Source organism: Streptomyces sp. NPDC005408 (assembly GCF_040606445.1).
Classification (GTDB): Bacteria; Actinomycetota; Actinomycetes; order Streptomycetales; family Streptomycetaceae; genus Streptomyces.
This window is the reverse complement of record NZ_JBEXEX010000002.1, coordinates 183456-196989: the sequence shown is the minus strand read 5'-3', so window position 1 is coordinate 196989 and position 13534 is coordinate 183456. Positions and strand designations below refer to the sequence as shown.

10 protein-coding genes are annotated in these 13534 nt (G+C 70.5%); 8 read left to right on the top strand and 2 right to left on the bottom strand.

Translation table 11 applies throughout. The features are described 5' to 3' along the window. Nucleotides 1-14 precede the first annotated feature (14 nt). From ABZS64_RS02915 to ABZS64_RS02895, 5 genes are all read left to right on the top strand, one after another. Nucleotides 15-884, top strand: a complete 870-nt coding sequence (locus ABZS64_RS02915; RefSeq protein ID WP_355822409.1) for a TatD family hydrolase — start codon at nucleotides 15-17, stop codon at nucleotides 882-884. 263 nt (nucleotides 885-1147) lie between these two features. Continuing rightward, nucleotides 1148-2332, top strand: a complete 1185-nt coding sequence (locus tag ABZS64_RS02910; RefSeq protein ID WP_355822781.1) for a ubiquitin-like domain-containing protein — start codon at nucleotides 1148-1150, stop codon at nucleotides 2330-2332. After that, the gene (rsmA, locus tag ABZS64_RS02905) at nucleotides 2329-3189 is read left to right on the top strand and encodes a 16S rRNA (adenine(1518)-N(6)/adenine(1519)-N(6))-dimethyltransferase RsmA (protein ID WP_355822407.1); all 861 of its coding nucleotides are present in this window, start codon (nucleotides 2329-2331) and stop codon (nucleotides 3187-3189) included. The genes ABZS64_RS02910 and rsmA overlap by 4 nt, the downstream gene beginning before the upstream one ends. Beyond that, a complete protein-coding gene (locus ABZS64_RS02900) occupies nucleotides 3186-4079 on the top strand; it encodes a 4-(cytidine 5'-diphospho)-2-C-methyl-D-erythritol kinase (protein ID WP_355822405.1) in 894 nt (297 codons plus the stop codon). The genes rsmA and ABZS64_RS02900 overlap by 4 nt, the downstream gene beginning before the upstream one ends. A 67-nt stretch (nucleotides 4080-4146) precedes the next feature. Continuing rightward, entirely contained in the window at nucleotides 4147-5469 is a 1323-nt protein-coding gene (locus ABZS64_RS02895; RefSeq protein ID WP_355822403.1) for an acyltransferase, read from the top strand. Nucleotides 5470-5626: 157 nt separating this feature from the next. Here the strand turns inward: ABZS64_RS02895 and ABZS64_RS02890 are convergent, their stop codons facing one another. After that, complete coding sequence (locus ABZS64_RS02890; RefSeq protein WP_355822401.1) at nucleotides 5627-6706, bottom strand: hypothetical protein; 1080 nt, start codon at nucleotides 6704-6706, stop codon at nucleotides 5627-5629. Continuing rightward, complete coding sequence (locus ABZS64_RS02885; RefSeq protein ID WP_355822399.1) at nucleotides 6703-7824, bottom strand: hypothetical protein; 1122 nt, start codon at nucleotides 7822-7824, stop codon at nucleotides 6703-6705. Before ABZS64_RS02885 ends, ABZS64_RS02890 begins: the two co-directional genes overlap by 4 nt. Nucleotides 7825-7919: 95 nt before the next feature. Here ABZS64_RS02885 and ABZS64_RS02880 point away from each other — a divergent pair, with 95 nt between their 5' ends. From ABZS64_RS02880 to ABZS64_RS02870, 3 genes are all read left to right on the top strand, one after another. Beyond that, the gene (locus tag ABZS64_RS02880; RefSeq protein ID WP_355822397.1) at nucleotides 7920-9725 is read left to right on the top strand and encodes an ABC-F family ATP-binding cassette domain-containing protein; all 1806 of its coding nucleotides are present in this window, start codon (nucleotides 7920-7922) and stop codon (nucleotides 9723-9725) included. A 300-nt stretch (nucleotides 9726-10025) separates the two neighbouring features. After that, on the top strand, nucleotides 10026-11633 hold the full coding sequence (locus ABZS64_RS02875) for a PQQ-binding-like beta-propeller repeat protein (protein WP_355822395.1): 1608 nt from the start codon (nucleotides 10026-10028) through the stop codon (nucleotides 11631-11633). Between the two features lie 68 nt (nucleotides 11634-11701). After that, nucleotides 11702-13477: a PQQ-binding-like beta-propeller repeat protein gene (locus tag ABZS64_RS02870; protein ID WP_355822393.1), complete on the top strand. Its 1776-nt coding sequence runs from the start codon at nucleotides 11702-11704 to the stop codon at nucleotides 13475-13477. Nucleotides 13478-13534 lie beyond the last annotated feature (57 nt).

Sequence of the window (13534 nt, the reverse complement as noted above, 5' to 3'; positions counted from 1 at the left end):
GTAGGATCGCGCCCATGAGTTCGAAGTCAGCCCCGCCGCCGCTGCCCGACCCCCTCGGGGTGCCGGTCGCCGATTCGCACACCCACCTGGACATGCAGGAGGGCACGGTCGAAGAGGCGCTGGCCAGGGCGGCGGCGGTCGGCGTGACGACCGTTGTGCAGGTGGGCTGCGACATCAAGGGCTCGCGCTGGGCGGCGGAGACGGCCGCGGCGCACGACAGTGTGCACGCCGCGGTCGCGCTGCACCCCAACGAGGCTCCGCGGATCGTGCTCGGCGACCCCGACGGGTGGTCGCGCCAGGGAGCCCGCGAGGGCGGCGGCGACATCGCCCTCGACGACGCGCTCGCCGAGATCGACCGGCTCGCCGCCCTTGACCACGTGAAGGCCGTCGGCGAGACCGGCCTGGACCACTTCCGTACGGGAGCCGACGGCATCGCGGCCCAGGAGCGCTCCTTCCGGGCCCACATCGAGATCGCCAAACGGCACGGCAAAGCCCTCGTCATCCACGATCGCGACGCCCACGCCGATGTGCTGCGGATCCTCGCCGAGGAGGGCGCTCCCGAGCGGACCGTCTTCCACTGCTATTCCGGTGACGCGGAAATGGCCGAAGTGTGCGCGGCCGCGGGCTACTTCATGTCCTTCGCGGGCAATGTGACCTTCAAGAACGCCCAGCCGCTGCGCGACGCGCTCTCCGTCGCCCCGCTCGAACTCGTACTCGTCGAGACCGATGCGCCTTTCCTCACGCCCGCGCCGTACCGCGGACGGCCTAATGCGCCGTATCTCATTCCGGTCACGGTGCGTGCGATGGCGGCGGTGAGGGGGGTCGACGAGGACACGCTGGCCGCGGCGATCTCGGCCAACACGGCTGGCGCCTTTGATTACTGAGGGATAACGGCGCACAGGGTAGCGTCGCGACACTGCGTAGTCGAATCGCTTTGGAGAGTGACCGGACTCCGCTAGTGTCCCGGCCCGCAACGCCAACGAGCGGGACCGGACCGGACCTACGGAGCGTCGTGAGCAATTCGCAGGGCAGTCACCGTGCCGCGCGTGGCGGACGCCGCGCACCCGTGCCCACCGGCCGGGGCTCCGCCCCGGACGCGGCTCCTCAACCGCAATTGGATCTTGCGTACGCCCCCACCGAGCCGACCCTGCCCCGCCAGGCCCTCGCCCCCGAGGAGGAAGGTGCGGTCGGCCGTGCCGAGGCCCGGCGAGCCGCTCGCCGGCGCAGGACCGGCGAGAAGCCCGACGCCCTGCGCCGCCTCGTCCCGCAGGCACTCGTTGTCGCCTTCCTGGCCGGCGGCACGTCCGCCTTCGTCGCCAGCGACAAGGCCGTGCGCCTCACCGTCGACGGCGTGCCGCGCACCATGCACACCTTCGCCGACGACGTGGATGAGCTCCTGGAGGACGAGGGGCTCGACGTCAGCGCCCACGACATCGTCGCCCCCGCTCCCGGCTCCGCGCTCGCCAGCGGCGACGACATCGTCGTCCGCTACGGGCGACCCGTCACGCTCACCCTGGACGGGCAGCGCCACCGCGTGTGGACCACGGCCCGCACGGTCGACGGGGCGCTGCGCCAGCTCGGGGTGCGGGCCGAGGGCGCCTATCTGTCCGCGTCCCGGTCGCAGGTGATCTCCCGCCAGGGGCTTGCCCTGGACGTACGGACCGAGCGGACCGTGACGTTCATGGCCGACGGGCGCGAGCGGACCATGCGTACGAACGCGGCGACCGTACGCGAGGCGCTCGACGAGGCCGGGATCGCGCTGCACGGCCAGGACACCACCTCCGTGCCGCCCTCCAGTTTCCCGCGCGACGGTCAGACCGTGACCGTCATGCGGATCACCGGCACCCGGGAGGTGCGCGAGGAGCCCATCGCGTACGCGACCGAGAAGACCCGCGACTCCTCGCTCTTCGCGGGCACGGAGGTCGTCGAACGGCAGGGCAGGCCGGGCGCACGCCGGGTCACGTACGCGCTGCGGACGGTCAACGGGGTGCGGCAGAAGCCGAAGAAGGTCGCCGAGGAGGTGGTACGGGAGCCGGTCACCCAGGTGGTGAAGGTGGGCACCAAGCCGCTGCCGAACTCCGTGCAGGGCGCGGACGGGATGGACTGGGGCTCGCTCGCGCACTGCGAGTCCGGCGGGCGTCCTGGCGCGGTCGATCCGTCGGGGAACTACGGCGGGCTGTACCAGTTCGACACCGGGACCTGGCACGCGCTGGGCGGCAGCGGGCGGCCGCAGGACGCGTCCGCATCGGAGCAGACGTACCGGGCGAAGAAGCTCTTCGTGCAGCGGGGGGCGAGTCCGTGGCCTCACTGCGGCCGTAGGCTGTATCAGTGAGCACCACTGAGCCCGACGCACTCCTCGGCCCCGCCGACATCCGTGAACTGGCCGCAGCGCTGGGCGTACGCCCCACCAAGCAGCGCGGCCAGAACTTCGTCATCGACGCCAATACGGTCCGCAGGATCGTCCGCACCGCCGAGGTCCGCGAGGACGACGTGGTCGTCGAGGTCGGCCCGGGGCTCGGGTCGCTGACCCTCGCACTGCTCGAGGCGGCCGACCGGGTCGTCGCCGTCGAGATCGACGATGTGCTTGCGGGCGCGCTGCCGTCGACGATCCTGGCGCGGATGCCGGAGCGTGCGACGCGCTTCTCGCTGGTCCACTCCGACGCGATGCTGGTGCAGGAGCTGCCGGGCATGGAGCCCACGGCGCTGGTCGCGAACCTCCCGTACAACGTCGCCGTGCCGGTGCTCCTGCACATGCTGGACCGCTTCCCGACGATCGAGCGGACGCTGGTGATGGTCCAGGCGGAGGTCGCGGACCGGCTCGCGGCGTCACCCGGCAACAAGGTCTACGGCGTCCCCTCCGTGAAGGCGAACTGGTACGCGGAGGTGAAGCGGGCGGGGTCGATCGGCCGGAACGTCTTCTGGCCCGCGCCGAACGTGGACAGCGGACTGGTGTCGCTGGTGCGCCGGTCCAAGCCGGTCGACACCACCGCCACCAAGGCGGAGGTGTTCGCGGTGGTCGATGCGGCGTTCGCGCAGCGGCGCAAGACCCTGCGGGCGGCGCTTGCGGGCTGGGCGGGATCGCCGGCAGCGGCCGAGACGGCCCTGGTGGCCGCCGATGTCTCCCCGCAGGCCCGGGGCGAGTCCCTGACGGTCGAGGAGTTCGCACGGATCGCGGAGGCGAAGGCGTGAGCGTCACGGTACGAGTCCCTGCCAAGGTCAACGTCCAGCTGGCAGTGGGGGGCGCGCGCCCCGACGGCTTCCACGACCTCGCCAATGTCTTCCTCGCCGTCTCGCTGTACGACGAGGTGACGGTGAGCCCGGCGTCGTCGCTGACGATCACCTGCTCGGGTCCTGACGCGGGCCAGGTCCCCCTGGACCGTACGAACCTGGCGGCGCGCGCGGCGGAACTGCTCGCGGCACGGCACGGCCTGTCGCCGGACGTGCACATCCACATCGCGAAGGACATCCCGGTCGCGGGCGGCATGGCGGGCGGCAGCGCGGACGGCGCGGCGGCCCTGCTGGCCTGCGACACTCTGTGGGACGTCGGCTCGTCCCGCTCCGAACTGCTCGCCATCTGCGCCGAGTTGGGCAGCGACGTCCCCTTCAGCCTGGTGGGCGGCGCGGCGCTGGGCACGGGCCGCGGCGAGCAGCTGACGGAGCTGGAGGTCGGCGGAGAGTTCCACTGGGTGTTCGCGGTGGCGGACGGCGGCCTGTCGACTCCGGCGGTGTACGGCGAGTTCGACCGTCTGACCGAGGGCGTCGTGGTCCCGGGCCCGGTCGCCTCCCCGGCCCTGCTCGACGCGCTGCGCACGGGCGACGCGACTGCCTTGGCGGGTGCGCTGGCGAACGACCTCCAGCCCGCGGCGCTTTCGCTGCGGCCTTCGCTGTCGGCGACGCTGGAGGCGGGGACGGCGGCGGGCGCGCTGGCGGCTCTGGTCTCGGGCTCGGGCCCGACGACGGCGTTCCTGACGAAGGACGAGGAGTCGGCGCGCTCGGTGGCGGACGCGCTCCTCGCGTCGGGCACCTGCCGCACGGCGAGGGTTGCTTCGTCGCCGACGGCGGGCGCGACGGTCCTGTAAGTACTCAGATCCCGGTTGAGTACGGGAGCGCTCACGCGACCCCGAAGCCCTGCGGCACCGTACCCCCATGGGATCAAGCGTTCGTGAGCTCGCCGCCGCCACGCCAGGTGCGCGGGACCGGTATGTGGACCTGCTGCGGGTCGCCTCGCTCGGGACCGTCGTCCTCGGGCACTGGCTGATGGCCGTTGTCACCGGGGACGAGGTCGGCAATCTCCTCGCCGTCGTGCCCGGACTGCAACTCCTCACCTGGGTGCTCCAGGTCATGCCGGTGTTCTTCTTCGTCGGCGGCTTCTCGCACGCCCTCTCCTACCGCTCCCTGCGCCGCAGGCAGCCCGACGGATCCGTCTACTCCGTCTTTCTGCGGGCCCGACTCCAGCGGCTGCTGCGGCCCACCGTCGTGTTCATCCTCGTCTGGGGCGCGGCCGCCCTTCTGCTGCAACTGCTCGGCGGAGACGGCGGGTTGCCCGGTGTCGCCCTGCGGCTCGTCGCGCAGCCGCTGTGGTTCATCGGGATCTATCTCGCGATGGTCGCCTTCACCCCGCCGCTGCTGAAGCTCCATGAGCGTTACGGATGGGGCGCATTCGGCGCTCTCGTCGCGGGTGCCGTCCTCGTCGACGTGGCGCGCTTCGCCGGGCACGTGCCCTTCGTGGAGTTCCTGAACTTCGCCTTCGTCTGGCTCGCCGTCCACCAGCTCGGCTTCCTCCGCGCCGACGGCCGCATACGGATGCCCGCGGCCCTCGCCGCCGCCGGTCTGACCGGGGCCGCCGCGCTGGTCGCGCTCGGGCCGTACCCGCTGTCGATGGTCGGGATGCCGGGCGAGAAGGTCTCCAACATGGCCCCGCCCACCCTCGCGCTCCTGTGCCACGGGCTGTGGCTCGTCGGCGCGGTGGAACTGCTCCGTGCGCCCGGCGCACGGCTGGCAGCCCGCCCGAAGGTCTGGCGCGGTGTCGTCGCCGCCAACGGGGTCGCCATGACCGCATTCCTGTGGCACCTCACCGCCATGCTCGGGGTGTACGGCGCGATGCTGGCCCTCGACGTCACGCTGCCCGCGCCCGCCACCGCGGCCTGGTGGGCCCAGGTCCCGGTCCGTATCGCTGCCGCGCTCGTCCTCACGGCGTTTCTGGTCGCCGCGTTCCGCTCCTTCGAACGGCCCGCGTCCGCCAAGCCCGGCCCGGGCTCCGGCGGACCGGTCGCCGCGCTCGGCATCACGCTGTGCCTCTTCGGCGTCCTCGGCCTCTCGATGGTCGGCTTCGGCGGAATGCTGGAGGGCAGGACCGCGATGCTCGTCGCCGTACGCGTCACCGCGCCCGCCGCCGTCGCCATGGCCCTGACCGGCTGGCTCCTCGTCGAACGAGCGGGCCGCCGGACCAGGCGGCCTGCCGTCTCCTAGGCCCTGTCCGGCCGATCTTGCCGGGCTCGCGTGCCCTGGCACGGCACTCCCCCGTAGCCCTTCGGGCACGGGAGGTGCCCCCACGCACGCACCGGAGTGACATCAGCCGCTCCGCGGCGGGCCGCTCCCTGATCCGGCCTGATCGACCGGACAGGACCTAGCGGGCGGCCGGCTTCCCGCAGCCGTGCCACGCCGCCGACCGCTCCGCGAACCGCTTCAGTGCGGCCCGCAGGCCCTTGTGGTCGACAACCGTCGCGGCCCGGCCGCGGTCCCACTCGTCGTGCAGGGATTCCACCGTGAACAGCGCGGTGCCCTGCGCGCCCCGGCACTCGGCGGAGAGTGCGTACGAGCCGTCGGGGGAGTCGGCCTTGTCGTCGTCGCGCGAGTCGTAGCTCCCCTTGGACAGCTCCTCCTCGGCGAAGGGGCCGTAGTACGCCCTGAAGTCGTACAGCCCCGACGCCTTGAACCCGCCGAGCGAGCAGCTCTCGATCGGCGCCGGTGCGGCGGCGATCTCGACCGCCGTCTGCACTCCCCAGCGCCGGGCCTCCGCGGGTGTGACGATCCCCGCACAGCTTCCGGACGCCTTCGCCAGCGGCTTGTAGTCCCACGTCGTAGTGACGACCCCGACGTCCTTCACGGGCTTGCCCATCGGGGCCTTGCAGCCGGTCCGCTTCGCGTACCGCTCAGCAGTCCCGGTGAGCACAGCGGTGAGGCGGGTGCGGGCCGCCGGTTCGTCGAAGTCGCCCCGGCCGAGGCTGGCGTCGACTGTTACGAGCAGCCCGTCCCGCGGCTCCTTGCCGCAGTCGAGCAGCAGGGTTGCCTTGGCCTCGTCATGGTCGTCGGACCGGACATCGGGGTCGTAGTTGAACGAGCCGGTCCAGCCGTGCCCGAGCGGCGCCGAGAAGCGGCCCGCCTCGAAGGACACGGAGGAATCGCTCGTCCGCCAGATGCCCAGAGTGACGGCGGCGCGCCCGTCCTTCTCCTCGTCGGCCGCCCGCAGGTAGCAGTGCCGCACGCCCGACCGCGCGGTGTCCCAGGACTCCAGCTCGACGTCCGGGAACAGTTTCCGCACCTGCTCGGCGGCCACATCGCCGTCGCAGACGGTGTCGAGCGCCCGGTCGTTGCGCCAGGCGTCGTAGCCGCCCGTCAGCCAGAAGAAGAAGCCCGCGATCACGACGGCTGCCGCCGTCCAGCAGGCGGTGAGGCGCACGCTCCGCCGACGCCAGAACCCGCTCACTTCCACACCTTCCCCAGGACCTTGGTGTCGTGGCACTTCGCGGCATCCAGGTACCGGTCCAGCAGACCGTCGATGTGATCCGCGGTGAACCCTCGCGTGACGCTGTCCAGGGTCACGCGGTGCAGTGACGTCCCTTCGGGGCACACTGCCTCCGCCCACACGGCGACCGGATAGCTGCGCCGCTTGCCCTTCGGCGGCAGGGTGTTCCTCTTCGCTGCGGCGAGCTCTTCGCCGTACTCGATCCGGACCTCGGGCAGCGCCGCGCCCCACCAGCTCGCGGACGTGACGGCCGCGAAGCGCTCCTGCTCCGACGGGGCATCCGCCTGTTCGAGGGTGCCGGCGCAGGCTCGGGACCAGGCGGGATCCCCGCCCTGGCGGCTGTTGCTGTGGTTCGCGGTCCAGCCGTCGCCAAGCAGCTCCGGCTTGAACCACGGGCAGTCCGGCGCGTTCACGTCCGGGTCCCCGCTGTCGTCGTCGCTGTTGCTTTCACCTCGCGGCAGTACCCAAGCGGGGTCGACCGCCTCCCCACCGCAGCCGCCCTTCGTACGGACGTGATTGGCAACCGCGGCCACCGCGTCGTTCAGCGCGGAATTGCTGCTCGTCGTTCCGTCGTCGCCGATGCGCAGCGACGCGTGGACGCGGAAACGGGTCACGGACCGCGGATAGCCGGGCAGCCCCTTGGGACACTCGGCCGTCACGTGGGCGTCGGCCTCCTGATAGGCGCCGGCCCAGTAAGGATCACCGTCGTTCGAGTCGAGAAGGTCGCGGAGCCGGACACCCTGGACCGGTGCATCGAGGACCGGCACCGCCGTGATTTCGATGCCCTGCTCCTCGCCCCGGCCGAGCGAGCACTTCATCAGCACGCGTGAGCCGGGACGGCCCACCGTCTCGCGGTCGGTCCGCAGCTGCCACCGCTCGTCGCCGGGAAGGACCTCCCGCAGCGCCTGCTGCGGCAGTACTCCCGCGCAGGCCGTCGCGAGGAGGTCGGCATTGTCGTCCTCGCGCAGTTCGATCCGTACGAGGACGATGCCCGCCACGATCGCGGCCACCACTGCCACTCCGGTCGTCTGCGGCAGCCAGGGATGCCGCACGAACCGGTCCCACAACGTCTCAGCCACCCCGTGCCCCCGCTCCCGATCAACCGCCGCACGCTATCGCACACCCCGCGGCGACTAGGCTGGGACGTCGATCCATCCCCCCGTACAGGAGTGAAATGGCCGTCAACCTGGTCAATGTCGAGGCAGTCAGCAAGGTGTACGGAACACGTGCCCTGCTCGACGGAATCTCCCTCGGCGTCTCCGAAGGGGACCGCATCGGCGTCGTGGGCCGTAACGGCGACGGCAAGACGACCCTCATCCGCATGCTCGCCAAGCTGGAGGAACCCGACACCGGACGCGTCACCCAGAGCGGCGGCCTGCGGCTCGGTGTGCTCACGCAGCACGACTCCCTCGACCCCGAGGCGACCGTCCGGCACGAGGTCATCGGCGACATGGCCGACCACGAGTGGGCGGGCAACGCACGGATCCGGGACATCCTCACCGGGCTCTTCGGCGATCTGCATCTGCCGGGCTTCGAGCAGGGCCTCGACACGGTCATCGCGCCGCTCTCCGGCGGTGAGCGCCGCCGGATCGCGCTCGCCAAGCTGCTGATCGCCGAGCAGGACATGATCGTCCTCGACGAGCCCACCAACCACCTCGACGTGGAGGGCATCGCCTGGCTGGCGAAGCATCTGCAGGCCCGCCGCTCGGCGCTCGTCTGCGTCACCCACGACCGCTGGTTCCTCGACCAGGTCTGCACCCGGATGTGGGACGTCCAGCGCGGCTCTGTCTTCGAGTACGAGGGCGGCTACAGCGACTACGTCTTCGCGCGCGCCGAGCGCGATCGCATCGCGGCCACGGAAGAGGCCAAGCGGCAGAACCTGATGCGCAAGGAGCTGGCCTGGCTGCGGCGCGGTGCCCCCGCCCGTACGTCCAAGCCGCGCTACCGCATCGAGGCCGCGAACGAGCTGATCGCCGATGTGCCGCCGCCGCGCGACACCTCCGAGCTGATGAAGTTCGCCAACGCCCGCCTCGGCAAGACCGTCTTCGACCTGGAGAACGTGACCGTCACGGCCGGACCGAAGGTGCTGCTGACGCATCTGACCTGGCAGCTCGGCCCGGGCGACCGTATCGGCCTGGTCGGTGTGAACGGCGCGGGCAAGACTTCGCTGCTGCGGGCGCTCACCGAGGCCGCGCGTACGCAGGGCGACAAGCAGCCCGCGGCCGGGAAGATCGTCGTCGGCAAGACCGTGAAGCTGGCGTACCTCTCGCAGGAGGTCGCCGAGCTCGACCCGAACCTGCGGGTGCTGGAGGCCGTCCAGCGGGTGCGTGACCGGGTCGACCTCGGCAAGGGCCGGGAGATGACCGCGGGCCAGCTGTGCGAGCAGTTCGGCTTCACCAAGGAGAAGCAGTGGACGCCGGTCGGCGATCTGTCCGGTGGTGAGCGGCGCCGGCTCCAGATCCTGCGGCTGCTGATGGACGAGCCGAACGTCCTCTTCCTCGACGAGCCCACCAACGACCTCGACATCGAGACGCTGACGCAGCTGGAGGACCTGCTCGACGGCTGGCCGGGTTCGATGGTCGTCATCTCCCACGACCGCTTCTTCATCGAGCGGACGACGGACAAGACGTACGCGCTGCTCGGCGACGCGGCCCTGCGGATGCTGCCGCGCGGCATCGACGAGTACCTGGAGCGCAGGCAGCGGATGATCGAGACCGCCGCCCCGGCGCCGACTCCCGCGCCGGCCGCCAAGACATCCGAGAAGTCGGCGGCGGATGTGCGCGCGGCGAAGAAGGAACTGCAGAAGATCGAGCGGCAGCTGAACAAGGTCTCCGACCGGGAGACCAATCTGCATGCCCAAATCGCCGATAACGCCACGGACTTCGAGAAGGTGGCGAAACTGGACGCGGAATTGCGTGAACTGATCGGCGAGCGGGACGACTTGGAGATGCGCTGGCTGGAACTGGCCGAGGACGCGTAGCGAACTCGACCCGGCCGAGGCGTCGTGGGGAAGCCGTGGAGACCGCGTAACAACCCCATCACGGGCCGGTCCTCCCTTGGGAACAGGGGCGGACCGGCCCCTCGTTCGTGCGTCCCCGAATGATAGAAATAAGCCCCGCTCGACCGACGTGAAACAGCGGGGAGAACGGCTCGGGCAGCGGGCCGCACCAAGGGGGAAGTACCGATGACTCAGCCGCCCGGCCAGCAACAGCCGTGGGGTGGCTTTGGCGTTTCTCGGGACGCGCAGGGGTTTCCGCCGAGGCCGGCCCACCCGCCGCAGATGCCGCCGCCCACGCAGCCCGGCTACGGCTATCCGCAGCAGGCTCCCGCTCAACCGGGTCCGTACGACCAGCAGCCCGGACCGTACAACCAGCCGCCCGGACCGTACGGCGGCTACCCGACCCAGCCGCAGCACCCCGGTGGACCGACGCCGCCCGGCGGCGGTGGTGGCCGTGGCTTCTTCAGGGGCAGGCCCGGAGCCCTCATCGGCGCTGCGATCGCGGGCCTGCTGGTGATCGGAGGCGGAACGTGGTTCGCGCTCAGCGGTGACGGCAAGGACGACAAGCCCGCCGTCAGCAAGAGCAGTGCCAAGCCCAAGCCGTCCGGCTCGGACTCCGCCGATCAGGGCACCGTCGGGGTCGAGGACCTCAACGCCCGGCGCAGGCCCGGCGAGGCGAAGGTTCTGTTCCTGGCGCAGAACGACGTCGACGTGCCCGGCAACGGCGCCGAGGTCTTCGGCCCCTGGGTGGTCGGGGACACGATCGTCAAGGCCATGTACCGGGACGTCACCGGCTACTCGGTGGCCGACGGCAGCCAGAAGTGGAGCCTGAAGCTGGGCACTCCTGCGTGCCTTGGCGCCCCCCAGGCTTCGGCCGAGGGAAAGATCGTCATCGGTGTCAGGAACGGCACCACGGAGAAGGCCGACTGCAGCGATCTCCAGATGATCGATGCGAACACCGGCAAGGCGGGTTGGAAGAAGCCCATCCCCAAGCCCAAGGGTGTCGTGGGCTTTACCGACTACATCCTCGCCGTCAGCGGGAACACGCTCAGCATGACGGGCCTGGACATCTCCTACGGCTTCAGCCTGAGCGACGGCAGGCAGCTCTTCGGCAAGCCGTCCTCCCGTTGTGTGCCCTACGGGTTCGCGGGCGGCGCCAGGCTGATCGCCGCCACGAGCTGCCCCACCAGCCAGGCGGAGAACTTCAAGCAGGAGATCCAGGACGTCGACCCCGCCACAGGCAAGGCCAGGTGGACCTACGCGCTCCCCTCCGACTGGGAAGTCGACAAGGTCTACTCGGTCAGCCCGGTGGTCGTCTCCCTCAAGCACCAGCTCGACGAGTCCGGCGAGAAGATCGAATATCGCGTCATCGCCCTGACGGACGGCGGAAGGCTGCGCTCGCAGCTACAGGTCGGCAAGGACAAATTCCGGCCGCGCTGCAGCAGTTCGGCGTACATCGCCTACCGCGGCGATATCCAGGGGTGGTGCACCGGTGTCGCCGCCGACGCGTCCACCCTCTACCTGGCCACGGAGCCGAACGGCACCAACGAGGTTGTCGCCTTCAGCCTGGACACCGGCAAGCCCAAGTGGCGTTCATCGGTGGGAATCGATCGCACGATGATGCCGGTGACCGTGGAGAACGGCAGCGTCGTGGTCTACGTCGCCCCGACGTTCAGCGCGGGTGGTGCGGTGGCGACCATCGCGCGGACGGGCGGCACCCCGAAGGTCGTGCTGAAGCACCCACTGTCGACTGCCGAGATCGAGTCGGGCTTCAACGAGCCGCGGACGGATTACGCGGACGGCCGGTTCTTCCTCACCACTACCCATATCAACGGCCTCAACGACGCGGAGGAGAAGGAGACGAAGACATTGATGGCCTTCGGCAAGTGACCGCGTTCCGAGCCATTCGGACGTTCCGACTCCTTCTCCCATCTCTCCCTTTCCAGAGGTAAGAACCCATGACACAGCCGCCGAACCAGCCGCCGCAGCCCCCGAACCAGCCTCCGCAGGGAGGCTTCGGCGCTCCTCAGCCGCCCGCGCAGCCGCCGCAGATGCCGCCCGCCCCCCAGGGGCCGCCGCCCGCCGCTCCGCCCGGTGCGCCCGGCTACGGCTACCCGCAGCAGCAGCAGCAGCAGCCCGCCCAGCCCGGTTACGGCTACCCGCAGCAGGCCCCCGGCCAGCCGGGTCCGTACAACCAGCAGCCCGGGCCGTACAACCAGCAGCCCGGCCCCTACGGTTACCCGACGCAGCCGCAGTACCCGGGCGCGCCCACTCCGCCCGGTGGCAGCGGTGGCGGCAGCTTCTTCAAGGGCAAGCCCGGCGTTATCATCGGCGCGGCCGTGGCCGGACTGCTGGTCATCGGCGGCGGAACCTACCTCGCCCTCAGCGGCGGTGACGACAAGAAGGACGAGAAGAACGTCAGCAAGAGCGACGCCCCCAAGCCGACCGGCTCGGAGTCCGTCGACGAGGGCGACGGCAGCGGCGACGGCCGCAAGGGCAGCGACGACCTCAACGCCGGGCGCAAGCCGGGCGAGGCGAAGGTTCTCTTCCTCTCGAAGAACGACGTCGACCTGCCGCGCAACGGCGCCGAGGTCTTCGGCCCCTGGGTCGAGGGCGACACCGTCGTCAAGGCCATGTACAAGGAGGTCGTCGGCTACTCGGCGACCGACGGCACGAAGAAGTGGAGCGTCCCGCTCAGCGCCGAGGTGTGCTCCGCACCCGTGCAGACCTCCACCGACGGCAAGATCGTCGTGGGCGTCAAGGACGGCCTGACCGAGAAGGCCAAGTGCCTCGAACTGCAGATGATCGACCTGAAGACCGGCAAGGCGGGCTGGAAGAAGCCGATTCCGAAGAGCACCGGCTTCTTCGCCCTCTCCGACTTCACCCTGTCGATCAGCGGCAACACGCTTGCCGCGGGTGGTTCCGGCGCCTCCTACGGCTTCTCGATGACCGACGGCAAGCAGCTCTTCAAGGGCCCGTCGGAGGGCTGCAAGCCGCAGGCCTTCGCGGGTGGCGCCAAGCTGCTCGCCGCTTCGGAGTGCCCCACGTCCGACTACAACAAGCCCAAGCAGCAGCTGTCGGAGGTCGACCCGGCCACCGGCAAGGCCAAGTGGACGTACAACGCTCCGGTCGGCTGGGAGATCGACAAGGTCTACTCGGTCAGCCCGGTGGTCGTTTCGCTGACCCAGCGTGAGCCGAAGAAGTGGTCGATCGTCGCGCTGACCGACAACGGCAAGCCGCGCTCGCAGATCGAGGGCGGCAAGGACAAGTTCGCGCCGCGCTGCGGCGGTGCGTTTGTGGTCTTCGGCCACAACCTCGAAGGCTGCACCGGCGTGGCCGCCGATGCCTCCACCTTCTACATGTCGACCGAGACCGCCTATGGCACCGCCAACGAGGTCGTCGCGTTCAGCCTCGACACCGGTAAGCAGAAGTGGCGTTCGCCCGCGGGCGGCAAGCACAAGATGACTCCGCTGCGCATGGAGAACGGGAGCGTCCTCGTCTACATGGACGCGTCGTACGACGCGGGTGGCGCGGTCGCCACGATCGCGCCGACGGGTGGCGCGCCGAAGGTGCTGCTCCAGCACCCGGCATCGACCGCCGAGATCGAGAGCTCCTTCTACTCGTCGAAGATGGTGTACGCGGACGGCCGGTTCTTCATCGCCAGCGGCCGCGTCAGCGCCAGCAACGACGCGGAGGAGAAGGAGACGAAGACCATGATGGCCTTCGGCAAGTGACCGCGTCCTGAGCCCTTCCGACCCACGTCCCCCAGCATCCTTCCGAGGTAGTACGCC